Source organism: Sorangium sp. So ce176 (assembly GCF_051519835.1).
In the GTDB taxonomy this organism is placed as follows: domain Bacteria; phylum Myxococcota_A; class Polyangia; order Polyangiales; family Polyangiaceae; genus Sorangium; species Sorangium cellulosum_G.
In genome coordinates this window covers 11,909,144-11,931,820 of sequence record NZ_CP150371.1, presented here as the reverse complement: position 1 = coordinate 11,931,820, position 22,677 = coordinate 11,909,144, and the positions used below count along the sequence as shown (strand labels likewise).

Here is a 22,677-nt window from a genome sequence, read left to right as displayed (position 1 = left end):
GGCCGTGGCGGTATTCGAATACAAAGGCATCCTCGTCGGCACCGGCAAGCCGGTCAAAGGGGTCCGCGACGCGGAGAACGCGAAGGCCCTGCGCGCCGCCCTGCGCAAGGACGGCATCATGCTCACCGGCGCGACCGAGGAGCAGGCCGCGAAGGCGAAGGCGAAGCGCGACATCAAGATCCTCGCCTTCGCGGGCCGCCCCTCGACGTCCGAGGTCGCCGTGATGACCCGCCAGCTCGCGACGCTCATCGGCGCCGGCATCCCGCTCTTCGAGTCGCTCAACGCGCTCATCGAGCAGGTCGAGAAGGAGTCGCTGAAGAAGGTGCTCACGCAGGTGCGCGAGCAGGTGCGCGAGGGCACGAGCTTCGCGAAGGCCCTGGAGGCGCACCCCTCCGTCTTCCCGCCCCTCTACGTGAGCATGGTGCGCGCCGGCGAGGCCTCCGGCACGCTCGAGGGCGTGCTGACCCGCCTGACCACCTTCATGGAGAACCAGGCGAAGCTCGTGGGCAAGGTGACCGCGGCGCTCGCCTACCCGGCGCTGATGGCGCTCATCGGCATCGGGCTCATCTCCGTGCTCATGATCGCGGTCGTGCCGAACGTGACGGGCATCTTCGCGTCGATGGACCAGGCGCTGCCCTGGTACACCGCGGCGCTCATCGGCACGTCGGAGTTCGCCGCGAGCTACTGGTGGCTCGTGCTGATCGCGCTCGCCGGCGCGATCTACGGGTTCCGCCGCTGGGTGCGGACGCCGAAGGGGCGCCTCCGGTGGGACACGTTCGTGCTGCAGGCGCCGATCTTCGGCAAGCTCATCCAGATGCTCTCCATCGCGCGCTTCGCCCGGACGCTCGCGACGCTGCTCTCGTCGGGCGTCGCGCTCCTCAGCGCCATGGACATCGTGCGGAGCGTGCTCGGCAACGCCGCCCTGGAGAAGGTCGTCATCGACGCCATCGGGTCGATCCGCGAGGGCCAGAGCATCGCCGATCCGCTGAAGCGCAGCGGGCGGTTCCCGCCGATGGTCACCCACATGATCGCCATCGGCGAGAAGAGCGGGCAGCTCGAGTCGATGCTGGAGAACGTCGCCAACGCCTATGACGCCGCCGTGGAGACCCGCGTCCAGGTGCTCACCAGCCTGCTCGAGCCGCTCATGATCGTCATCATGGGCGGCGCTGTCGCGTTCATCGCGATCTCGATCCTCATGCCGCTCATCCAGATGTCGAGCTTCGTCGGGTAGGTGGCTCATGGGACGCCGCAGGCAGCGAGAGAGCACGATCTTCTTCCCCTGGGAGCGCGCCGGCGGGCTGTTCCGGCGGAGCGGCGTGGCGCGCGCGAAGCCCTTCGCCGCCGGCCTCGCGATGGCGGTCCTGCTGCTGCTGCTCGGCGCGCGCGAGCGGCGGCTCGTGGGAATTCGGTCGACCCGCGCCACGTTGTCCGTCGTCCACGGGGCGATCACGCTGTACCGCGCCGATCACGAGCGGCGGTGCCCGGGCTCCCTGGAAGAGCTGAAGCGCGAGGGATATCTCGCGATCGACCTGGTCGACGCGTGGGGCAGGCCGCTCCGGCTCACCTGCCCTAGCAGGAGGGATCCGGAGGGATACGATCTGATGAGCGACGGACCGGACGGCGAAATCGGCGGACTTGACAGGGTGGAGTGAGAGATGGAGACGAACAGAGCAAGCAGCGCAAGAAGGATTCGACGGCTGGGCCGGAAGCTCTCGCGGGGCGTGACCCTGGTCGAGGTGCTGATCGTGGTGACGATCATGGCGATCATCGCCGGCGGCGCCACGCTCGTGGTGTGGCCGAAGCTCAAGCAGTCGCGCGTCAAGAGCGCCTATACCGGGGCGACGATCATCAAGAGCGCCGCGGAGCAGTACCAGCAGCTCGGCGCGGGCAGCGACGGGTGCCCGACAATCCAGACGCTGGTGAGCGCGAAGCAGATCGACGGCAACAAGACGGACGATCCCTGGGGCCAGCCGTACAAGATCAAGTGCGACGAGGCCACCAACGAGGTTCATGTCGTCTCGTCCGGCAACGACCGGAAAGAGAACACCCCGGACGACATCCGGGACGACATGAAGCAGTCGGAGCTCAACAAGATCGCGGAGATGTAACGCCGCGCTGGACGTAGGAGCGCTCATGACACGCCGTCGCACGAGGGGACTCACGCTTGTCGAGGTGCTGATCACCGTCACGGTGATCGCGCTCATCAGCGGCTCCGTCATGCTCGGCATGGGCGCGGTCACGAGCGCGCGGCTGAAGCGGAGCGCCGCGCTGCTCGCGGGCGCCGTCCGGGTCGCCTACGCGCACGCGAACGCGAAGTCGAAGCCGGTGCGGCTGGTCTTCGATTTCGAGGAGCGGATGATCGTGCTCGAGGAGTCCACGGGCGAGCTCTTCGTCGAGAGGAACGACCGGACCGGCGGGGCCGCCGCGGCCACCGAGGCCGAGCGGGCGGCGGTGGCGGAGGCCGAGGCGATCCTGAAGGGGCCGCGCGCGCCGCGGCCCTCGTTCGCGCCGGCGAAGGCGTACGGCTTCAACCCCGAGAAGGACAGGGCCGGCAAGGAGCTCTCGAGCGGCGTCCGCTTCCTCCAGGTGGAGACGGCGCACCAGGACGAGCCCGCGACGGAGGGGCGGGCCTATCTTTATTTCTGGCCCGGCGGCCAGACCGAGCGCGCCGCGATCCAGCTCAGCCTGGGCGGCGCGGAGACCGAGGACTCGGTGATGACGGTGCTCGTCTCGCCGCTGACCGGCAAGACGGAGCTCAAGAAGGGCAAGGCGAGCATGCCGAGGCCGCGCGACGACGCCGAGGAGTCGGAGCGCGAGGACACGGGGTTCTGATGCGCGCCCGCGGCTTCACCCTGCTCGAGGTCATGGTGGCGGTCGCCATCCTCGGCCTCGGCCTCACGGCGATCCTGTCGGCGCAGGCCGGCGCCTTCTCGGCCGCGGCGCACGCGAGGAGCATCAGCTTCGCGAACGGGCTCGCGCGCTGCAAGATGACCGAGATCGAGGAGCGGCTCACCAGGGACGGCCTGCCGGCGCTCGACGAGATCGACAGCGGGCCGTGCTGCGAGGGCGACGAGTCGCCCAACGTGAAGTGCGAGTGGCGCATCGAGAAGCCCGAGATGCCCGAGCCCAACTACGGCGACCTGGACCTCGACACCGGCCTGGAGGGGCTCGGGTTCAAGCCGGGCGAGCCGAGCGGCACCGCCCCGCCGAGCGGCGAGCTCGGCGACCTCGCGCAGTCGTTCGCCGGCGGCGGCGCGGGGGGCGGCAGTGCGGCGGGCGGGGTCGCGGGGCTCCTGCAGCCGTTCATCGACATGCTCGCGCCGACGCTCCAGCCCATCTTCGAGGCGAGCGCGCGGCGGGTGACGGTCAAGCTGACCTGGAAACAAGGGGCGCGGGAGCACGCGCTCGAGCTCGTGCAGTGGGTCACGATCCCCCAGATGGGCCAGCCCGAGCAGGGCGCCGAGGGCAGCGGACAGGGGGGAGGAACATGACGGCGCGACGCGCGAGCGCCCTCGCGGGGCGCCGGCGCCGCCGGCGCGCAGGCGGCATCACGCTCCTCGAGGTCCTCGTCTCGGTGGGGATCCTCGCCCTCATCGGGACGCTCATCTACGGGGCCTTCGACGGCATGAGCCGGGCGCGCTCGGGCATCTCCCGGATGAGCGACCGCTACCACCAGGGCCGCGGCGCGATCGCGCGCATCTCGCGCGAGCTCCAGGCGGCCTTTCTGTCCCGGCACCAGCCGGCCGACAAGAACGTCGCGGTGCGGCTCACCGCCTTCACGGGCGAGGACGCGTCGCCCGCCGATCGCATCGATTTCACCGCGTTCGCCCACCGGAGGCTCCTCAGGAACGTCCACGAGTCGGACCAGTGCGAGATCGGCTATTTCGGCTCGCGCGACCCCGAGCGCGACAAGCTCGATCTCGTGCGGCGCGAGGCGAAGACCATCGATACCGAGCCCACGAGGGGCGGGATCGTCAACGTGCTCGCCGAGGACATCGAGAGCTTCAACATCCAGTACCTCGATCCCATCACCGGGGAGTGGACCGACTCGTGGGACTCGACGCAGCCGGCGGCGCAGCCCGACCGGCTCCCCGCGCAGGTGTGGGTGACGCTGGTCCTGAACGGCGGGCCGGGCGGGGAGCCCATCAAGTTCGAGACGAAGGTGCCTATCCCGATGCAGGTGCCCATCGCCTTCGGGAACACGACGCCATGAGCCGCCCCGGGCGCCATCACGCCGGGAGGCGCGCCTCCCACCCCGCGGCGGGCGGGCGCGCGCGCCGCCGCCTGCGGGCGCGGGGCGACCGGCGGGGCGTGGCGCTGGTCATGGTGCTCGGCGCGATCACGGTGCTCACCGTGTTCCTGACCGAGCTCCAGGAGGAGACCTCCACCGAGCTCTCGGCGGCGCTCGCCGATCGCGACGCGCTCCGGGCCGAGTACTACGCGAAGAGCGCCGTGAACCTGTCGCGGATGCTGATCGCCGCCGAGCCGAGCGTGAGCACGGCGCTCGGGCCGATGCTCGGGATGATGGGCATGAAGAACATCCAGGTGCCGGTCTGGAAGTTCACCGACATGTTCCTCGGCCCCTTCAACGCGCAGCTCGTCGAGCCCGGCGTGGAGCCGCCGCCCGCGCCTGCGGGCGAGGGCAGCGCGGCGGGCAAGAACCTGGGGCTCACCGGCGGCGGCCGCTTCGAGCTCAAGGTCGTCGACGAGGGCTCGAAGATCAACATCAACCGCGCTGCGGACGATGTAGCCGTCTCGGACCAGCTCATCGTCGGAGGCCAGCTCTCCGGCCTCATCGCCCCCGAGCAATACAATCCGCTCTTCGAGGAGCGCGACGGTGACGGCCAGTTCTCTGACCGCATGACCATCTGCAGCGCGCTCGTCGACTGGGCCGATCCAGGCGACCAGACATTCAACTGCGATTTCAAGATGGAAGCACCGAGCTCCACCGGGGCCGAGGACAGCTTCTACCAGACGGTCGGCCTCCCGTATCTGCGCAAGAACGCCCCGTACGACTCGGTCGAAGAGCTACGGCTCGTCCGGGGCATGAGCGACGACTTCTGGGCGACATTCGTCGATCCCGAGCCGAGCAACCCCGACAAGAGGGTCCTTACCGTCTGGGGGAGCCGCAAGCAAAAGACGAACGTGATCTCCGCGAGCGCGCAGACGCTCTGGGCGCTGACGTGCAACGACAACGTGGTGGATCGTCCGGCCACGCCGCTCTGCACCGATCCGAACCAGATGGCGTCGTTCCTGACCGTGACGTCGCTCGTGCAGAGCCTGACCGGGGGGCTCCTCTTTCCCACCGTGAAGGAATTCGAGATCGCGATGACGCAGAAAGAGGACAAATCCTCGGTGCTCGGAACGATGATCGGGCAGCAGCTCAAGGCGATGGGCGTCGAGCCCGTCAAGTTCAAGGCGAAGCCCTCGAGTTTTCTCGGCAACAGGAGCAGCTTCTTGAGCATCTACGCCGATGGCATCGTCCCGGGGAACAAGCGCGAGACGCGCGTGCGCATCCACGCGGTCGTCGATCTCACGGGGGCAGGAAAGCTCGAGGAGGTCACGCCGAACCCGAACGAGCTCAGCCGTCCCGGCTCCAACGGGGCCATCTCCCCCGCGACGCCGGATGCGTACGAACAACAGGTCCGATCGAACCCCGCCGGTACGATCGTCTACTATCGCATCGAATAGGACACCCCTCCGGGAAGAAGCGCGGATATGCACAGGCTGCTCGGGATAGATGCTGGAAAATCCGTGGTGCGGGCGGTGCTCATCCGCACCGCCTACAGGAGGGTCTTCGTCGAGGCGCTCGGCGAGGTGGCCGTCACGGACGGCGTCTCCGAGGCCGAGGCGATCCGCGCCGCGGTGGGGCTCCACCGCCCCGACGGCGCGGCGATCGCGCTCTCCGGGGAGCGGTCGTTCTACCGCCGCCTCGACCTGCCCGCGGCCGCGCAGAAGGAGGTCGAGAACATCCTCGGCTTCGAGCTCGAGGCCACGGTGCCGTTCGAGATGGAGGACGCGGTCTTCGACTACCGCATGCTGAAGCGGCCGCACGGCGTCGAGACGCTGCCCGTCTTCGCCGCGGTCGCGCGCGCGGACGACGTGCGCGAGCGCATCGCCGTCGTGAAGGAGGCGCTCGGCTTCGAGCCGGAGCGCGTCGCGCTCGGGGCGGTGGCGCTCGCCAACCTCGAGGCCGTCATGCCGGAGCTCGCCGCGCCGCCCACCGCCGGCGCGAGCGGGCCGATCGCGATCCTCGACCTCGATTACCTCACCTCCGAGATCGTGATCCTCTCCGGCGGAGAGCCCGTCTTCGCCCGCACGCTGTCGCGGGGGACGGCCGGCCTCCCCGGGACGGCGCCGGCGCTCGCGCGCGAGCTCCGGCAGACCCTCGCGGCGTGGCGCAACCTCGGCGGCGAGCCGCTCGCGGGGCTGTACCTCGTCGGCGGCGGCGCGACGGCACAGGGCGCGGAGCTGTTCCTGTCGACCCAGCTCGGCCTCACCATCCTGCCGCTGCCGACCCCTCGCCTCGAAGGGCTCACGCCCGAGCAGGCTGCGGCGCTGCCCCGCTTCGCCAAGGCGCTCGGCCTCGCGCTCGGGCTCACGCCGAAGACCAAGGGGTTCAACCTCAGGAAGGGCGCGCTCGAGGCCGAGCGCAGCTACCCGTTCCTGCGCGAGAAGATCCCGATCCTCGCCGGCCTCGGCACCGTCATCGCGCTGAGCTTCGGGTTCTCCGTCGTGGCGGAGATGCGCACCCTCGACGCGGAGCGGGAGCTCCTGCTCGCCTCGCTCGCGACCGCGTCCCGCGACGTGCTCGGCGAGGAGACGAGCGACCCCGTGAAGGCCCGCGAGCTGCTCGACCAGGGCCCCGGCGCGGCCGACGAGGACCCCATGCCCCGCGTCGACGCCTTCGACGTCATGGTGCAGCTCTCGAAGGCGGTGCCGAAGGAGATCACCCACGACGTCCTCGAGCTCGACGTGAACCGCGGCCACACGACCATCCAGGGCGTGGTCCCGTCGGTGTCCGACGCGCAGATCATCGCGGATCACATGAAGGAACACCGCTGCTTCCGCGACGTGAAGATCTCGCGGACGAGCCAGTTCACCGAGGGCAGGCACAAGTACGTCCTCGAGCTGGATCTCAAGTGCGAGGACAAGAAGAAGAAGAAGACCGGCGCCGCTGATGCGGTGGACAGCGCCGCCGCGGGCGCGGCGGACAAACCGGAGGGATCGCGATGACGCTCCGCGAGCGACTCGACAAGCTGGAGCCGCGCGAGCGCCGGCTCCTCACCATCCTCCTCGGCTTCGTGGCCGTGTGCGTGCTCCTGCTCGTGCCGATCGGGCTCGCGAGCGTCGCCTCCAGCAAGCGCACCGAGAACCAGGAGATGCGCGATCTGCTGCAGTCGATCTACGAGGCCTCCGGGAAGGTCAACGAGCGAAAGGCGCAGCGGGACGCCCTGCTCGCGCGCTACGCGCGGCCCGCGCCGCCCCTCGCCGGCTTCATCGAGGACGCGGCGAAGCAGCAGGGGCTCACCGCGGCCGAGTCGCAGGATCGCCCCGACGTCCCGCACGGGAAGAAGTACACCGAGCGCGTCACGGTGGTGAAGATGCACCGGATCGGGATGCTCGGGCTCGCCAAGATGCTCGAGCGCGTCGAGAGCTCGGGCCACCCGGTCGCGGTGACGCGGCTGAACCTCAAGCCGCGCGCCGGGGAGCCGGACTCCTACGAGGTGGAGCTCGGCATCTCCGCGTTCGACCGGAAGGGCGATCCCCAGCCGGCGAGCCCCGCGCCGATCGCGGCCCCCGCCGGCGACGTCGAGGAGGAAGAGCCGTGAAAGAGCGCCTCCTCAAGATCGCGAAATGGGCCGTCTATCCGCTCTTTTACCTCTTCTGTCTGGGGCTCTTCGGCTACCTCACGTTCCCCTATGATCGGCTCAAGGACCGGCTGATCGCCGAGTTCGACCGCGCGCAGCAGAAGCGGGGCTCCGGCCCGGCGCAGCGCCTCGAGATCGACGAGCTCGACGCCTACTGGTTCACGGGGGTGGAGATGCGGGGCGTGCGCCTCATCCTGCCGCCGAACGAGGCCGGATCGAGCAGCAGGACGAGCGCCGCCGCCTTCACCTCGGGCGACGCCGCGAAGGACGGCGCGCCGAAGCCGAGCGTCGTCGAGATCGACGAGGCGCACGCCCGGATGAAGATCCTCCCCCTCCTGATCGGGCGGATGCGGGTCTCGTTCTGGGCGAGCGTTTTCGGCGGCGAGGTCGAGGGCGTGGTCCCGATGGGCAAATCGGGCGGCGACATGCACGTCGAGGTCTCCGACGTGGAGCTCGCCAAGGTGGGTCCGCTCGGGGACATCCTCGGCCTGCCCATCGCCGGCACGCTGAGCGCGACCCTCGAGCTCGACGCGCCGGAGGGCAAGTTCAACAAGGCGAACGGCACGCTCGAGGTCTCGGCCAAGGAGGTCTCGGTCGGCGACGGCAAGACGAAGATCCAGGGGCTCATCGCGCTCCCGGAGGCCAAGCTGGGCGAGCTCGTCCTGTCGGCGGAGGCGAAGGAGGGCGTCCTCAAGATCACGAAGATGACAGCGAACGGCTCGGACCTCGAGCTCGACGGCGACGGCAAGGTCAACATGCGCGAGCCGTGGAACAACTCCACGGCGGATCTCTACGTCCGCTTCAAGTTCACCGACGCCTACCGGTCGAAGAACGATCTCACGAAGTCGCTGCTCGGCGCGCCGGGCTCGAACATGCCCGGGCTGATCGAGATGCAGCAGCCCAAGATGAAGCGGTCGAAGCGCGCCGACGGCTTCTACGGCTGGCACATTCACGGCGCGCTGAAGCGGCCGCGGTTCGATCCGCACGCCGCGGACTCGCCGGCGGCGCGCGGCCGCAGCAAGCCGGGCGACTCGCCGGGGTCGAGCCCGACCACGACAGCGCGGAAGCCCGCCGGGTTGACCCAGTCGCCCGGCGCCTCGGAGCCCGCCGCGCGGGACGGCGACGACCAGGGGAGCCCACCCCCACCGCCGCCGCCCATCCAGCCCCCGCCGTCGACCGAGGACGAGTCGCCCGAGCCGCGGTCGCGGCCGACGCCGTCTCCACCCGCCGAGGGCGAGGGCGCGCCTCCGGTCGAGTAGCGCCTCACCTCACGCTCCGAGGACTCGTCCATGCGGGACCCCAGCCGGCAGCAGAACCGGCGCATTCTGCTGATCGACGACAACGCGGCCATCCACGACGATTTCCGGAGGATACTCCGGTGCGACGCGGAGACCTCGGCCTTCGATCGCCTCGAGTCGGCGCTGCTCCGCGAGCCGCCCGGCCGGGCGCCCGTGCGGTTCGAGCTCACGTCCGCGACCCAGGGGGCGGAGGGGCTGGAGAAGGTCCGGGAGGCGCTGCAGCGCGGCGCCCCGTACGCCCTCGTCTTCGTGGACGCGCGCATGCCGCCGGGGTGGGGCGGCCTCGAGACGCTCTCCCGCATCTGGAAGGAAGACTGCGCCATCCAGGCCGTCATCTGCTCGGCGTACTCGGATTATTCATGGGAGGAGATCTCCGCGCGGTTCGGCCACACGGACAACCTGCTCATCCTCGCGAAGCCGTTCGACCCGAGCGAGGTCCGGCAGATGGCCATCGCGCTCACCGAGAAGTGGAACCAGCGCCGCGCCCTCGCCGAGGCCAACTACAACGTGTCGGCGCAGTACACGGTGACCAGGATCCTCGTCGAGGCGACCACGCTGCCGGAGGGCGCCCTCGCCCTCCTCGGCGCGCTCGGGGAGACGCTCGGCTTCCGGTTCGGCGCCCTGTGGCTCGGCGACGACGAGAGCGACGGGCTGCGCTGCGAGCACACGTGGAGCGCCGCGCCCGACGACGCGGCCGCGCTCGAGGCGGCGACGCGGGGCGCCCGGTTCGCCCGCGACGCGGGGCTTCCCGGCCGCGCGCACGCGCAGGGTGAGCCGAGCTGGTTCGTCGACCTCGACGCCGTCGAGGACGACCCGCGCGCGCAGGCGGCGCGTGGAGCCGGCCTCCGCTTCGCGGTCGAGCTCCCCATCGCGGTCCGCGCCGACGCGCAGGTCGCGGCCGTGCTGGAGCTCATGGACGCCGAGCCGCGCGAGCCCGACCCGAGGCTGCTCGACGTGCTGCTCGCCATCGCCGCCAAGGCCGGTCACTTCATCGGCAGCAAGCGCGTCGAGGCCGCCCTGCGCCGGAGCGAGGCGAACAACCGCGCGCTCCTCGACGCCATCCCCGACACGATCCTCCGGATCAGCAGCGACGGCACCTGCCTGGGCTTCAAGGCGTCCAGGGAGTCGCGGCCGACGCTCTGCGCCGAGGACTTCCTGCACCGGCATGTCTCCGACGTGTTCCCTGCCCGCGTGGCCGAGCAGATCAGCGAGCGCGTGGCGCGCGCGCTCACCGACGAGGCGACGCACGTCTTCGAGTACCAGGAGCAGCAGAGCGACGGCACGCGCGAGTACGAGGTCCGGATCGCGGGCAGGGACCAGGCCGAGGCGGTCGTGATCGTGCGCGACATCACCGAGCGCAAGCGCGCCGAGGCGGAGGCCGAGGCGCGGCGCGCCCGGGAGGAGGCCCTCCGGGCGCAGAACGAGATCCTCGCGGCGCTGTCGACCCCGCTCATCCCCATCAGCGACGACATCGTCGTGATGCCGCTCGTCGGCGCGCTCGACGCGCAGCGGGTGCGCCGGGTGCAGGAGACGCTGGTGCGCGGCGTCGCGTCCCGCCGCGCGCACGCCGCGATCCTCGACATCACCGGGGTGCCGCAGATCGACGGCCAGTGCGCCGACGAGCTCCTGCGCGCCGCCGTCGCGGTGCGCCTGCTCGGGTCGGAGGTGATCATCACGGGCCTGCGCCCCGACGTCGCCAGGACGCTCGTCGAGCTCGGCGTCGACATGAGCGGGATCGCCACGCACAACACCCTGCAAAACGGCATCGCCTCCGCGATGACCTCCGCGGCCGCCCGCGGCAAGCGCGGGCGGCGCCGCGCGAGGCGCAGGTAGCGGCGGCGGGCGCGGGGCGATCGGGCGCGCTCAGCGATCCTTGTCGGCTCGCGCGGCGTGCGCGGCGTGCCTGTCGAGGGCGGCGAGGACGCGGTCGTAGTCGGGCGGCAGCTCGACCGGCGGGTTGGCGTGCCGGCTCGTCACGTCCGGGAGCGCGCGCTCGTGGTATTTCACCTTGAATTCCGTGAACTTGAGGCCGTTCGCCGTCGAGACAACGACGACCCGCTGGCGCTTCTCCACGAGGCCCTTCTTCACGAGCTTCTCCAGCGCGGCGAGGGCGACCGCCGTGTGCGGGCAGGTGTACATCCCGGTGCGGTCGGCGCGCGCCGCCGCGTCGCAGAGCTCGTCCTCGGTCACCTCCTCCGCGACCCCGTTCATCGCCTGGAGCGCCATCATCGCCCGCGGCGCGCTCACCGGGTTGCCGATCTGGATCGCGCTCGCCAGCGTCTCTCCCGCCTTCATCGGCACGACCTCGCTCCGCCCCTCGGACCACGCCCGGTAGAGCGGGTTGGCCCGCGCCGCCTGCGCCACGCACAGCCGCGGGAAGCGCGTCGTCAGGCCGAGGTCCTTCAGCATCTTGAAGCCCGCGTAGAGGGCGTAGGCGTTGCCGAGGTTGCCGCTCGGCAGGACGACCCAGTCGGGCAGCGTCCAGTCGAACTGCTGCACGATCTCGATGGCCACGGTCTTCTGGCCCTCGAGGCGCAGCGCGTTCATCGAGTTCGCCAGGTAGACAACGCCGTCGGCCGAGAGGCGCTGCACGATGGCCATGCAGCCGTCGAAGTCGGTGTCGAGCGACAGGACCAGCGCCCCCGACGCGATCGGCTGGACGAGCTGCGCCATCGACACCTTGCCCCGCGGCAGCAGCACGACGACGGGCAGGCCGGCCGCGGCGCCGTACGCGGCGAGCGAGGCCGAGGTGTCCCCCGTCGACGCGCACGCGATCGCCCGCACCTCGAGGCCCTCGCGGATCGCCTTGTTCACCACCGAGACGAGCACCGTCATCCCGAGGTCCTTGAACGACCCCGTATGGCTGTTGCCGCAGAGCTTGACCCAGACCTCATCCAGCCCGAGCGAGCGGCCGTAGCGGTCCGCCCAGAACAGGTTGGTGCCGCCCTCGTCCATCGACACGATCGCCTCGTCCGGCACCTCGGGCGCGACCCACTCCCGCTTGCCCCACACCCCGGAGCCGTAGGGCCACACCGTGCGCTTGTAGCGCTCGTCGAAGAGCTTCATCCACGTGGCGGGGCTCCGGTCCCGGAGCGCGTCGATGTCGTGGGCGACGTCGAGCAGGCCGCCGCAGGTGGGGCATCGATACAGGGGCTGCGTCAGCGGGTAGCTCCCGGGACAGCCGGTCAGACATCGGAATGCAGCAGTGTAGGCCATGGCAATACGGATCTCCTGGGTGGCGGGAAGCGCCCGCGGGAGGTGGTGTTGATCAGTCGAAGCGTGGGGCTTCCATCCCGAGCCGCCTATAGAAGTAGATCGCCGCGTTCCTGGCAAACGATCCCTGCGGAACATAGACGTCGTTCGGCTCCGGGAGCGGCTCTTCCGCCGAGAGCGGCCCGTCGCGGTCGCCGGCCAGCCGCTCGAGGTCCTCGACGAACGCCTCCATCGAGGGATAGCGGTTCTCGGGGTGCTTCCGGATCGCCTTCAGGATCACGGCCTCGAGCGGCGGGTCGATGCCGCGGCGCTTCTCCGAGGGGCGGGGCGGCGGGGTCACGAGCTGCCGGGCGAGGAGCTCCGCCTGCTCCGAGCGCGGGAACGGGAGCTCGCCGGTGAAGGTCCGGAACATGACCACGCCGAGCCCGTAGACGTCGGTGCGGGCGTCGGGCCTGTCGCTCACGACCTGCTCGGGCGCCATGTACTCGAGGGTGCCCACCGCGGTGCCGGTCGCGGTGATGTGGTCCGCGGCCTGCATCTTCGCCAGGCCGAAGTCGAGCACCTTGACCGCGTACGGGTCGCCCTGCGCGCCCACGAGGTAGATGTTGTCCGGCTTCACGTCGCGGTGGATGATCCCGGCGCGGTGCGCGGCGGCGAGCCCGGACGCGGCCTGCGACAGCACCGGGATGGCGAGGTCGGCGTCCATGCGGCGCTCGCGCCGGAGCCAGTCGCCGAGCGACTCGCCGAAGAGGTACTCCATGACGAGGTAGGGCGCGCCGTCGACGTCGCGCGTGCCGGCGTCGAGCACCCGGACGATGTTCGGGTGCCCGATGATGGCGGCGCTCTGCGCCTCGCGCACGAACCGCTCGCGCGTCCGCTCCGCCCGGGCGGCGAACGCCTCCAGGACCTTGATCGCGACGGGCTGCCCTGTCTCGAGCTCCACGGCGAGGTAGACGCGCGCCATCGCCCCCTTGCCGAGGTAGCCGCGCACCTCGTAGCGCTGCCCGAGGACGGCGCCCCGCAGCCGGGTCGGCTTGAACCGGAACAGCTCGATGCGCCGCGCCTCGGCGAGCTCCGCGCCGTCGTAGGGGCAGAACCGATGGCCCGCGTCGTACTCCCGGTGGCAGCGCGCGCAGAACATGGCCCTGCATCGAATAGCGCCCCGCGCTCCGGACACGCAAGCCCGGCCTGTGCTGGCCTGGCGGCATCTCCCCGCGCGATCCGGTAAGATTCCGGCCGTGCCTCTCGCCATCGCGCTCCCCGAGCTGAAGCGCCTCGCGCAGGGCGCGGTCCTCGTTTCCCGGCGGTGGACGGCGCCCCGTGTCATCCACGGTCCGACCCACGCGAACGGCGGGGTCGAGGTGACGTGGGTCGAGAGGGGCAGTATCGACTTCCAGCTCGGCAAGGGCGCCCTCGCCGGGGCGCAGGGCGCGTGCGTCGTGGTTCCGCCCGGGATCGAGCACACGCCGCAGGCGCGGAGCGTGGCGTGCCACATGCTCACCGTGCGCCCGGAGGTCCTCGCGGAGGCCGCCGACGCCCTCGGCCCGACCGCGCGCGTGCCCGGCGAGGCGGTCGTCCTCGGCGCGGACGAGCGCATCGCCTCGCTGATGCGCCTCATCGTGCGGGAGGTCGAGGGCGGGCTCGCCCCCGAGGATCCCGGCCTGTCCGCGCTGCTCGACGCGCTCGCGTTCGGGCTCGTGCGGCCCGCCTCGCCCGCGGTCGCGCCGGCGCGCGTCGACCGGCGGATCCGCCGGGCGCTCAAGGCGATCGAGGCCGGGTACGAGCGCCCGCTCAGCGTCGATGACCTCGCCGCCGCGGCCGGCATGACGCGGTTTCCGTTCCTGCGCGCCTTCCGCGCCCAGGTCGGCGAGAGCCCGTACCAGCACCTCCTCGCCGTGCGCCTGCAGCACGCGGCCGACCGGCTCCGCCGGTCGAACGGCACGGTCCTCGAGATCGCGCTCGCGTGCGGCTTCCGCGAGCCAGGGCGGTTCGCTCGCCTGTTCCGCGCGCGCTACGGCTGCACGCCGCGCGCGTACCGCGCCGACAGGTAGCCGCCCGCCGCGCGCGCACCGCGCGCTCGTTCGAATCGAGCACGAATCGACGGATCCGGGATCTTTCCGCCGAGACACCCGTGGCGCGCGGACCCAGCGTAGGGCCCATGAAAACCGGAAATCATCCGCCGGCGCGCGAGGAGCGCGTCGCGGTCCTCGTGGTCGGCGGCGGCCTCGTCGGGCTCTCGACCGCCCTGTTCCTCGCGCGGCGCGGCGTGCGCCCGCTGGTGCTCGAAAAGCACGCGGGCACCGCCATCCACCCGCGCGCCCGCGGCTTCAACCCGCGCACCATCGAGCTGCTCCGCGCGGCCGGCCTGGGCGAGGAGATCGAGCGCGAGGGGCTCCGCCTCTTCGCGGCGGACTCCGTCGGCGAGGCGGTCCCCGTGGGCATGCTGAAGGCGGTGACGCTGGCCGGCCCCGTCCTCGCGTGGGAGCCGATCGACCGGGCGGCGAGGGGCGCGGATCTCAGCCCCTGCCCGACCGTCGCCCTCGGGCAGGACCGCCTCGAGCCGATCCTCCTGCGCGGCGCGCGGGCGCAGGGCGCAGAGGTGCGGTTCCGCCACCGGGTCGTCGCGTTCGAGCAAGGCGAGGGCGGCGTCACGGCCGAGGTCGACGACCTGTCGACGGGCGAGCGGTACCGCGTCCGCGCCGAGTACCTCGTCGGCGCCGACGGCGCGCAGAGCCCGGTGCGCGAGGCGCTCGGCATCTCCCGCAGCGGCCGGGGCTCGCTCGGGCACGCCATCTCCACCCTGTTCGACGCCGACCTGTCGCCCTTGCAGCAGCAGCACCGGTTCATCGTCGCGACGGTCACGCACCCCGAGGGGGCCGGCATCATCGTCGGCACGGACGTGAAGGACCGCTGGATCTACGGCACGCACTACGACCCGGCGCAGGAGACCCCCGACGCTTTCACGGAGGAGCGCTGGATCCGGCGCATCCGCGCCGCGGCGGGCGTCCCGGATCTCGCGGTCACCATCGGGGGGACCTTCCCCTGGGAGGTGGCCGAGCGGGTCGCGGACCGGTTCAGCGCGGGGCGGGTCTTCCTCGCCGGCGACGCGGTCCACCAGATGCCGCCGACCGGCGGGCACGGCGCCAACACCGGGATCCAGGACGCGGCCAACCTCGCCTGGAAGCTCGCCGCCGTGGTCCGCGGCCACGCCGGCCCCGGCCTGCTCGCCACGTACGACGCCGAGCGCCGCCCGGTGGGCGTCGCCACCGCCAACCAGGCGGCCCTGCTGGCGCTGCGGATGCGGCTCGACGCGCCGGGGAGCGACGCGGCGCCCGACGTACAGGGCGAGATCCTGGACTTCACCGCGGTGGTCTACGGCCACCGCTACGGCTTCGACGACCCCATGCCGCGCGCGTTCGCGCTCACCGGCGAGCCCGGCACGCGCGCGCCGCACGTCTGGCTCGCGCGCGGCGACCGGAACGCCTCGACGATCGACCTGTTCGGCGACGGATTCGCCCTGCTCGCCGGCGATCCCGCCTGGGAGCGCGCCGCCGAGGAGGTCGCGGCGCGCGCCGGGCTCCCGCTGCGCGCGCACCGCGTGGACGGCTTCCAGGCCGCGTACGGCGTCGGCGCGACCGGCGCCTCGCTGGTCCGCCCGGACGGGTTCGTCGCCGCGCGCTGGCCCGACGCCGGCGGCGACCTCACGCGCGCGCTCGCCGAGGCGCTCGACGCGGCCTTGCACCGCTGATCGAGCGGCTCGAGCCCGACGCGCGCTCGACGCGGCCTTCATCGCGGCGCGAGCCCCTCGCGCCGACCTCGCCGATCGAGCCCCCACACGCCGGGGAGAGCCCCGGTCCGCAGCGGCCCCGCGCCGCGCTCACGCCGCCTGGCGCGGCGAGCGGCCCGTCAGCTTCGTGTACGCGTGATAGCCCAGCCAGCGGAGCGGCTCGGGCGGGACGCCACCGAGGGGGGCCATGTAGAAGGGCAGCTCCCGCCACCGGGCGTGGTCGCCCGCGTAGAGGTCGCAGAGCACGCGGCCCGCGAGGTTGGCCAGGGTCACGCCGTGGCCGCTGTACCCGAGGGCGTAGTAGACGTTCCGGTGCTCGCCGCGCACCCCCATGCTGCAGAGGCGGCTCATCGTGATGCCGAGCGTCCCCGTCCAGCGGTGCGCGATCCGCAGCCGCTCGGCGGCCGGGAAATAGCCGATCATCCGGCGCCGGATCGCCTCGAACGCCGGCCCCGCCGAGCCGGGTGAGCCCGGGTAGGAGGTCCGGTTCCCGTAGAGATAGGCGTACGCCGCGTTGCTGCCCCCGCCGAACACGATCTCGCCGGCGGGGGTCATGCTGGCGTACGCAATCCGGTCGTGATCGTCGCTGAAGCCGGCGACCTGCCCCCAGCCGAGCGCGGCGCGCGCCTCGGCGTCGAGCGGCTCGGTCGCGATCACGTGGGAGTGCAGCGGGAAGACGCCGGTCTTGAAGTAGCCGAGCCGCGGCGTGTAGCCGTTCGTCGCGAGCACGATGGCCGCGGCCCGGACGACCCCGCCCGGGGTCGTCAGCTCGATCGTGCGCCCCTCGCGGATCCGGAGCACCGGCGTGTCCTCGTGGAGGGCGACCCCCCTGGCCAGGAGCAGCGGGCGCAGGCTGCGCAGCAGGTCGACCCCGTTGAGCTGCCCCTCGGTCGCGTCCAGCACGGCCCCGGCCGCCCCGCGGACACCGAGCCGCTGCGCCAGCGCCGCGCTGTCCAGGTACTGTAGCGGAATGCCCCAGCCAGCGAGCTGCTCCACCCGCGCGTGGGCCAGCTCGGCCCGCCGCGCGTCGGTGAGCACCTCCATGCAGCCGTCGCGGCGGTAGCGCACCGGGAGGCCGTGCTCCTGGATGAGGCCGACGATCCCGTCGATCCCCTCGCGCGTCGCCTCGTGGACGCGGCGCGTGAGCTCCGGATCACGGTAACTCACCCCGTTGATCCAGTTCAGCATCATGCCTCCGTTGCGGCCGCTCGCACCGTTCGCGAGGTGACGCGCCTCGAGGATCATGACGCGGAGGCTCGGAAATCTACGGATTAGATGGTATGCCGTGGAGACTCCGGTGAACCCGCCCCCGATGATGGCCACGTCCGCCACGGCGTCCTCGCGCAGCGGCGGGACGGGCTCATAGGCCGGGGCCGCGTCGCTCCACACCGAGCGAGCGGAATCGATGTCCGTACGCGTGTCGACGAGCGTTTCGCGAGCCACGATGATTACCTATCAGATGAACGCTCCGTCTGACACCATGGACCCCGGGAGCCATCCTTGAAGAAGCGCGTCCGGCTCTGCATGAAGGATCTCTTCCACCAGGACGTGGTGGAGATGATCGAGCGCGAAACCCGCAGATACCAGATCTGGTCCATCGAGGACCCTTCCGACCCGGATTTCGACGCGGCGTATCAGATCCTCTGGGACAGCTTCGGTCCTCATGGCGAGATGGAGCGCAAGGAGGCCATCGAGGCCTTCCTGCGCGACGACCCGTACGCGCCCGAGCCGTCGGGCACATACATGCGCTACTTCCTGCTCGTCGCGCGGGACTCGGACGGGAAGGTGCGCGGCGTCCGCGACGGCACCGTGCTCGTCAATCCGGCGTACGCCCCGGATCTCTGCGTCATCTACCTCGCCCATATCTTCATGATCCCGGAGGCGCGCGGTACGGTGCTGTCGTACTGGCTGCGCATCGCGCCGGTCGAGCTCGCCATGCAGTACCTGGCCGACCTCCACGCGATGGGGAAGATCACGCTCCCCGCGCCGGCGTCGCCGGGCAAGTACTTCGGGATGAACATGGATCTCGCGGCCGAGGTCGAGTTCTTCACGCCGGAAGAGCGCCTGTCGTGGCAGCGCATCCTGTTCTACGGCCGCGGCGGCTTCGACGCGATCAACCCGCGCCATTTTCCCTACAGGCAACCGGACTTCCGCGACCCGGAGGAGATCCGCGCGACGGGCGACCAGCCTTCTCCGTTCATGGTCCTCGTCCGGCGCATGGGCCGCGAGCGGCAGGCGCAGCTGCCGATCGACGAGGCGAGGGCGCTCATGCGGCTGCTCTACGACGATTTCGCGGATCACTGCGCGCCGCACCTGCTCGAGAGCAGCCTCCAGCTCGTCCTCGACCGGCTGGAGGAGCGGGCGAAGCGGAAGAGCTTCGTCGAGCTCCTGCCCCTGCCGACCGGGCCCAGGGACTTGCACCGACTGAAGCCGCTCTTCCGGTACAACGTGTACACGAAGTACTACCCGCACAGCCCCGACATCCGCGGCTACCTGAACAGCGGCATCCGCGAGCGGCTCGCGAACCCGCGCTACCTCGACGAGGAGCTCGCCCGCATCGCGCGGGAGCTGGAGAGCCGGCCGCCGTTCGTCTACGGGAGCCGGGACAAGAGCGCGACATGGGAGGGCACGCCGGTGACGCCCGGGTCGGAGCCGCCGCCGCCCGAGGGGATCGACGCGGGCGAGATCACCCGCGAGCTACCCGTGACGCCGTCGGCCGCGACGGCCGCGCCGCCGTCGACCGCGCCGCCGCCGTCGACCGCGACGGCGGCGATGCCGTCGTCGACCGTGACGGCCGCGGCACCGCCGCCGGCCGCGGCACCGCCGCCGGCCGCGATGACCGCGACGCCGCCGCCGGCCGCGACGCCGCCGCCGGCCGCGACGCCGCCGGCCGCGACGCCGCCGTCGACCGCTACGTCGCGGTGATCACGACGCTCCGGGCGGCGCGGCGGTGGCTCAGGGCGTACACGGCACCGGGGCGCCGCCGGAGCCGCTCGTCGCGGCCCGTACGCGCAGAGCGCCCGCGCGGATCTCCCCCACCGCCGCGGAGGCGGCCTCGTGCGCGTCGAGCGCGCCGCGCAGCACGAGCGCCCTCCCCCGATCGGCGGCGACTTCATCGAGCGTCCCCTCGAGCACGCCCTCCGCCAGGCGAACGAGCGGGGCGACCTCGGCCAGGCCTCGCGCGAGCCCCCGGGCCGCCGCGACGAGCCCGGACGCCGCGGGGGTGGAGATCGCGACGGCCGCGGCCTCCTCGCACAGCTCCTCCGCGACGGAGCCCACGTCGCGCCAGCACCCGACCGCCGCGCGCAGGCCGGCGAGCGTCACCAGCGTCGAGGGCGTCGCGTGCATCGCCTCGACCGGCGGCGCGTGCGCCCGGACAGCCGCCGCGCTCTGCGCCGCGGCGATGACCGGCGCGAGGGCCAGGAGCGCGCGCTCCAGCACGCGCGTGGCCTGCTCGACGCGGACGAGGCGCTCCTGCACGTCGGCGCTGCCGAGCGGCGCGTCGCGCTCGACGAGCGCGGAGAGCCGGTCGGCGACCTCGATGGCGAGCTGCTCGAGGCCGGCGACGACGGGCGGCTCGAAGCGGCGGGGCACGACGTCGAGCACGCAGAGCGAGCCGATCGCGTGCCGGCCCACCCGCACCGGCACCCCTGCGTACGCGCGGATGCCGTAGCTCTCGACGAGCTCCTTCGGGACGCGCTCGTCGCGCAGCGCGTCCTCGACGAGCAGCGGCGCCTCGTCGCGCACGACGAGCTGGCAGAAGGAGTTGCTGCGCGAGGTCGCGCAGCTCACCGCGAGCTCCAGCGGCAGGCCGTGGTGCGCGCGCAGGAGCTGGATGTGGCGCACGACCAGGCTCACGAAGGCGATCGGCGCCCGCGCGAGCTTGGCCGCCCGCGCCACGCAGGCGTCGAGGAGGGCGTCCGCCTCGGTGCGCAACATGGCGCCGCGCAGCTCGGCCAGGCGGGCGGGGTCGTTCAGGTCGGCCATGGCGGGGAGGTTACCAGCAAAGGCGGCACGAAGACGCCGCGCCGGCGGAGCGCGCGGCGCGGCGTCTTTCGCGGCCGTCCGCGCGACGGGCATGCGCCTGCGCCGCGGCGACCGACGTCACCCCCGGCGCGCCGCCGTCTCCCGGGCCCGCACCGCCGCGACGAACGTGCCGAGGTGCACCTCGACAACCCGGCTCACGTCGGGCGTGTAGCCGCCCGCGAGCACCCACGCGATCGGGATGCGCCGCTCGAGCGCGGCCCGGAACACGACTTCGTCGCGCGCGCGCAGGTCGTCGTGCGTCAGGTCGAGCGGCGAGTACGGGTCCTCGCGGTACGGGTCCGCGCCGGCCTGGTAGAGGATCAGGTCGGGCGCCGCGCGGTCGATGGCGGGGCCGAGGTGCCGCTCCAGGAGCTCGATGTACGCGGCGCCGCCGCTCCCGCCCGGGACCGGGACGGACCAGCTGTTGTCCGTGTCCGGCGCGCGCTCGCCCTCCACGTCCCGGTACGCGCGGTTCTGCTTGTACCAGTTGCCATAGATCGAGAGCTGAAACGCCCACGGCCGCGACGCGAGCAGCGACGCGGTGCCGTTGCCGTAGTGGAGGTCCATGTCGACCACCAGCCCGCGGCGGATCCGCCCCTCGGCGCGCGCGCGCTCCAGGGCGACGACAAGGCCGTTGAAGGTGCAGAAGCCCTCGCCGTGATCGGCGTGCGCGTGGTGGAAGCCGCTCGCGAGGTTGCCCGCGATGCCGTCCTCGAGCGCCGCGAAGGTGGCGGCGATGCAGCCGCCGTTCGTGTGGCGGACCGCCTCGGCGAGCGCCGCCGACCACGGGAACTTCTGGGACTCGGCCAGCGCCCGGGGCTCGCCGGTCGCGATCGCCGCGAGGTACCCGGGCGCGTGGACGCGCAGGAGATCCTCGTCGCTGACGGGCCCGGGCTCCTCGATGCGCGCGGGCAGGCCGCTCCGCTCGATCGCCTCGCGCACCAGGGCGAACTTGCGCATCGGCATGACGTGCTCGCCGATGTCCGCGAAGTAGCGCGGCGAGTGGAACACCCGGATCGGGGGCGGGGCGGCCGCGCCGGCGGTCACTTGCAGACCGACTCGAGGACGTCGAGCGCCTCGGCCGCGTGGCGCAGGGCGAAGACGAGCGCCGGCCGGAAGCGGAGCGTGCGATCGCCCGAGCCGCCCACCTCGAGGCCGCGGTTCCGCAGCGCGGTGAGCGCCGCGTCGCGCCGGGCGGCGTGGGGGAAGTCGACAGCGGCGAAGGTGCCGATGCCGCGCGCGCCCGAGAGCACCCCGGGGTAGCGGCGGCAGAGGTCCTCGAGGCCGGCGACAAGGCGCTCGCCGGTCGCCCGCGTGTTCTCGAGGAGCCGGTCGCGCTCGATGACCTCGAGGATCACCTCGAGCTGCGCGCCGCGGAGCGGGTCGCCGAGCCAGGTGCTGAACAAGCGCAGCGCCTCGACCGGCGCGAGCTCCTCGCGGCAGTAGAAGCCGCCGAGCTGCATCTTCTTCGAGAACGTCACCATGTCCGGCGGCTCGGGCAGGTCCCACGCCTCGTGCGCCCAGAGCACGCCCGTCCCGCCGCCGCAGGTCTGCACCTCGTCGACGACGAACGCGACGCCGCGCTCCGCGGTCAGGCGGCGGAGCGCCTGGAAGAACGCCGGGCTGGCGTGGCGGTCGCCGCCCTCGCCCTGGATCGGCTCGACGATGAGCGCGGCGACCTCGTCCGGGTGCGCGTCGATCGCCGCCTTGACCGCCTCGAGCGAGCGCGCCTCGGCGGCGCGGTTCTGCTCGGCGTGCTCCGCCTCGGGGAACTGGTTCGCGGGGAACGGCACGACGGGCCAGTCGAACGCCGGGATGTCGAGCTTGTGGATCGGCTTGCTGCGCGTCGCCGAGAGGGCGCCCATGCTGCGGCCGTGGAAGCCGCCCTCGAAGGAGATCACCTTGAAGGCGTTCACGCCGGGCTGCCGGTTGAGCATGCAGGCGGCGAGGTCGCCGTCGCTCGGCTGTGCGCCGCCGCGCCGGCGCCGGGCGAGCCGGATGAACGCGGCCTTCAGCGCGTTCTCCACCGCCTCGGCGCCGGTCGTGAACGTGAAGACGCGCGTGTGCCCCTTCGGCGCGACGCGCATCAGCGTCTTCTCGACGATGTCGACCCACTCGGGCGCGGGCGCGACGCCGAGCGCGGAGCGGTAACCGGCGCACCAGTCGAAGCGTCCATTGCGCCAGGCGGCGAGCAGATCCGGGTGGTTGTAGCCGATGGGCACGGCGGCGATGTGCCCGTAGACGTCGAGCAGCACGTTGCCGTCCACGTCGACCATGTAGTTGCCCAGGCTCTTCCGCGCGTCCTGGTAGAAGTGGATCGGGCGCGCGTCCTGGTGGCGGTGGTGGCGGGCGCGGAGCGCCTCGGACGCAGGCCCCGGGATCTCGGTGCGCATGGCGGCGCGCTCGGGCTCACCGGGGATGGGCGGGGAGATGCTGGGCTGGGCGTTCATTGTCTGACTCCATTGCAACGGGGGCGGCGGAG

The 22,677-nt window shown here is 72.2% G+C and carries 20 protein-coding genes; 14 read left to right on the top strand and 6 right to left on the bottom strand.

Annotated elements, in window-relative coordinates; all coding sequences use genetic code 11:
- Positions 1-4: 4 nt before the first annotated feature.
- Genes gspF through WMF42_RS44965 form a run of 11 tightly spaced genes read left to right on the top strand, consistent with a single transcriptional unit; the run spans position 5 to position 11,002 of the window.
- Positions 5-1,231 carry a type II secretion system inner membrane protein GspF gene (gene gspF / locus WMF42_RS45015; protein WP_061608467.1) on the top strand — a complete coding sequence of 409 codons (1,227 nt, stop codon included), beginning with the start codon at positions 5-7 and terminating at the stop codon, positions 1,229-1,231.
- A 7-nt stretch (positions 1,232-1,238) separates the two neighbouring features.
- Entirely contained in the window at positions 1,239-1,652 is a 414-nt protein-coding gene (locus WMF42_RS45010; RefSeq protein WP_437689472.1) for a type II secretion system protein GspG, read from the top strand.
- A 3-nt stretch (positions 1,653-1,655) separates the two neighbouring features.
- Positions 1,656-2,108 (top strand): type II secretion system protein, encoded by a 453-nt coding sequence (locus tag WMF42_RS45005; protein ID WP_233561509.1) that lies wholly within the window; start codon positions 1,656-1,658, stop codon positions 2,106-2,108.
- A gap of 25 nt (positions 2,109-2,133) precedes the next feature.
- Complete coding sequence (locus WMF42_RS45000) at positions 2,134-2,832, top strand: pilus assembly FimT family protein (protein ID WP_061608465.1); 699 nt, start codon at positions 2,134-2,136, stop codon at positions 2,830-2,832.
- Positions 2,832-3,491, top strand: a complete 660-nt coding sequence (locus tag WMF42_RS44995) for a type IV pilus modification PilV family protein (RefSeq protein WP_437689469.1) — start codon at positions 2,832-2,834, stop codon at positions 3,489-3,491. The genes WMF42_RS45000 and WMF42_RS44995 overlap by 1 nt, the downstream gene beginning before the upstream one ends.
- The gene (locus tag WMF42_RS44990; RefSeq protein ID WP_061608463.1) at positions 3,488-4,213 is read left to right on the top strand and encodes a type II secretion system protein GspJ; all 726 of its coding nucleotides are present in this window, start codon (positions 3,488-3,490) and stop codon (positions 4,211-4,213) included. Before WMF42_RS44995 ends, WMF42_RS44990 begins: the two co-directional genes overlap by 4 nt.
- A complete protein-coding gene (locus tag WMF42_RS44985) occupies positions 4,210-5,691 on the top strand; it encodes a general secretion pathway protein GspK (RefSeq protein ID WP_437689467.1) in 1,482 nt (493 codons plus the stop codon). The genes WMF42_RS44990 and WMF42_RS44985 overlap by 4 nt, the downstream gene beginning before the upstream one ends.
- Before the next feature lie 27 nt (positions 5,692-5,718).
- On the top strand, positions 5,719-7,236 hold the full coding sequence (pilM, locus tag WMF42_RS44980; RefSeq protein ID WP_437689465.1) for a type IV pilus biogenesis protein PilM: 1,518 nt from the start codon (positions 5,719-5,721) through the stop codon (positions 7,234-7,236).
- A complete protein-coding gene (locus WMF42_RS44975) occupies positions 7,233-7,832 on the top strand; it encodes a hypothetical protein (RefSeq protein ID WP_437689463.1) in 600 nt (199 codons plus the stop codon). Before pilM ends, WMF42_RS44975 begins: the two co-directional genes overlap by 4 nt.
- Complete coding sequence (gspN, locus tag WMF42_RS44970; protein WP_437689461.1) at positions 7,829-9,130, top strand: type II secretion system protein GspN; 1,302 nt, start codon at positions 7,829-7,831, stop codon at positions 9,128-9,130. The genes WMF42_RS44975 and gspN overlap by 4 nt, the downstream gene beginning before the upstream one ends.
- Positions 9,131-9,160: 30 nt before the next feature.
- A complete protein-coding gene (locus WMF42_RS44965) occupies positions 9,161-11,002 on the top strand; it encodes an STAS domain-containing protein (RefSeq protein ID WP_437689459.1) in 1,842 nt (613 codons plus the stop codon).
- A 30-nt stretch (positions 11,003-11,032) separates the two neighbouring features.
- Here the strand turns inward: WMF42_RS44965 and thrC are convergent, their stop codons facing one another.
- A complete protein-coding gene (thrC, locus tag WMF42_RS44960) occupies positions 11,033-12,385 on the bottom strand; it encodes a threonine synthase (RefSeq protein ID WP_061608457.1) in 1,353 nt (450 codons plus the stop codon).
- A 52-nt stretch (positions 12,386-12,437) separates the two neighbouring features.
- The gene (locus tag WMF42_RS44955) at positions 12,438-13,523 is read right to left on the bottom strand and encodes a serine/threonine-protein kinase (RefSeq protein ID WP_061608456.1); all 1,086 of its coding nucleotides are present in this window, start codon (positions 13,521-13,523) and stop codon (positions 12,438-12,440) included.
- 97 nt (positions 13,524-13,620) lie between these two features.
- On the opposite strand from WMF42_RS44955, the gene WMF42_RS44950 reads away from it, so the two are divergent.
- Positions 13,621-14,433 carry a helix-turn-helix domain-containing protein gene (locus WMF42_RS44950; protein WP_061608455.1) on the top strand — a complete coding sequence of 271 codons (813 nt, stop codon included), beginning with the start codon at positions 13,621-13,623 and terminating at the stop codon, positions 14,431-14,433.
- 107 nt (positions 14,434-14,540) lie between these two features.
- Positions 14,541-16,130, top strand: coding sequence for an FAD-dependent oxidoreductase (locus WMF42_RS44945; protein ID WP_061608454.1), 1,590 nt, complete (start codon positions 14,541-14,543; stop codon positions 16,128-16,130).
- A 129-nt stretch (positions 16,131-16,259) separates the two neighbouring features.
- Here the strand turns inward: WMF42_RS44945 and WMF42_RS44940 are convergent, their stop codons facing one another.
- A complete protein-coding gene (locus WMF42_RS44940; RefSeq protein WP_061608453.1) occupies positions 16,260-17,612 on the bottom strand; it encodes an NAD(P)/FAD-dependent oxidoreductase in 1,353 nt (450 codons plus the stop codon).
- 57 nt (positions 17,613-17,669) lie between these two features.
- Here WMF42_RS44940 and WMF42_RS44935 point away from each other — a divergent pair, with 57 nt between their 5' ends.
- Positions 17,670-19,094: a hypothetical protein gene (locus tag WMF42_RS44935; RefSeq protein WP_437689455.1), complete on the top strand. Its 1,425-nt coding sequence runs from the start codon at positions 17,670-17,672 to the stop codon at positions 19,092-19,094.
- 30 nt (positions 19,095-19,124) lie between these two features.
- On the opposite strand, the gene WMF42_RS44930 is transcribed toward WMF42_RS44935, so the two are convergent.
- The 3 genes from WMF42_RS44930 to WMF42_RS44920 form a co-directional block, all read right to left on the bottom strand.
- Complete coding sequence (locus tag WMF42_RS44930) at positions 19,125-20,156, bottom strand: GAF domain-containing protein (RefSeq protein ID WP_061613395.1); 1,032 nt, start codon at positions 20,154-20,156, stop codon at positions 19,125-19,127.
- A 117-nt stretch (positions 20,157-20,273) separates the two neighbouring features.
- Complete coding sequence (locus WMF42_RS44925; protein ID WP_437689453.1) at positions 20,274-21,242, bottom strand: histone deacetylase family protein; 969 nt, start codon at positions 21,240-21,242, stop codon at positions 20,274-20,276.
- Entirely contained in the window at positions 21,239-22,645 is a 1,407-nt protein-coding gene (locus WMF42_RS44920) for an aminotransferase class III-fold pyridoxal phosphate-dependent enzyme (RefSeq protein ID WP_437689451.1), read from the bottom strand. The genes WMF42_RS44925 and WMF42_RS44920 overlap by 4 nt, the downstream gene beginning before the upstream one ends.
- Positions 22,646-22,677: the final 32 nt, after the last annotated feature.

Bases quoted from the DNA above. Each gene is read 5' to 3' on its own strand.
- WMF42_RS45010 (WP_437689472.1), top strand. From the start codon at position 1,239: ATGGGACGCCGCAGGCAGCGAGAGAGCACGATCTTCTTCCCCTGGGAG.
- WMF42_RS44990 (WP_061608463.1), top strand. From the start codon at position 3,488: ATGACGGCGCGACGCGCGAGCGCCCTCGCGGGGCGCCGGCGCCGCCGG.
- WMF42_RS45000 (WP_061608465.1), top strand. From the start codon at position 2,134: ATGACACGCCGTCGCACGAGGGGACTCACGCTTGTCGAGGTGCTGATC.
- WMF42_RS44995 (WP_437689469.1), top strand. From the start codon at position 2,832: ATGCGCGCCCGCGGCTTCACCCTGCTCGAGGTCATGGTGGCGGTCGCC.
- WMF42_RS44965 (WP_437689459.1), top strand. From the start codon at position 9,161: ATGCGGGACCCCAGCCGGCAGCAGAACCGGCGCATTCTGCTGATCGAC.
- WMF42_RS44945 (WP_061608454.1), top strand. From the start codon at position 14,541: ATGAAAACCGGAAATCATCCGCCGGCGCGCGAGGAGCGCGTCGCGGTC.
- WMF42_RS44975 (WP_437689463.1), top strand. From the start codon at position 7,233: ATGACGCTCCGCGAGCGACTCGACAAGCTGGAGCCGCGCGAGCGCCGG.
- WMF42_RS44930 (WP_061613395.1), bottom strand. From the start codon at position 20,156: ATGGCCGACCTGAACGACCCCGCCCGCCTGGCCGAGCTGCGCGGCGCC.
- WMF42_RS44920 (WP_437689451.1), bottom strand. From the start codon at position 22,645: ATGAACGCCCAGCCCAGCATCTCCCCGCCCATCCCCGGTGAGCCCGAG.
- WMF42_RS44955 (WP_061608456.1), bottom strand. From the start codon at position 13,523: ATGTTCTGCGCGCGCTGCCACCGGGAGTACGACGCGGGCCATCGGTTC.
- pilM (WP_437689465.1), top strand. From the start codon at position 5,719: ATGCACAGGCTGCTCGGGATAGATGCTGGAAAATCCGTGGTGCGGGCG.
- thrC (WP_061608457.1), bottom strand. From the start codon at position 12,385: ATGGCCTACACTGCTGCATTCCGATGTCTGACCGGCTGTCCCGGGAGC.
- WMF42_RS44985 (WP_437689467.1), top strand. From the start codon at position 4,210: ATGAGCCGCCCCGGGCGCCATCACGCCGGGAGGCGCGCCTCCCACCCC.
- WMF42_RS45005 (WP_233561509.1), top strand. From the start codon at position 1,656: ATGGAGACGAACAGAGCAAGCAGCGCAAGAAGGATTCGACGGCTGGGC.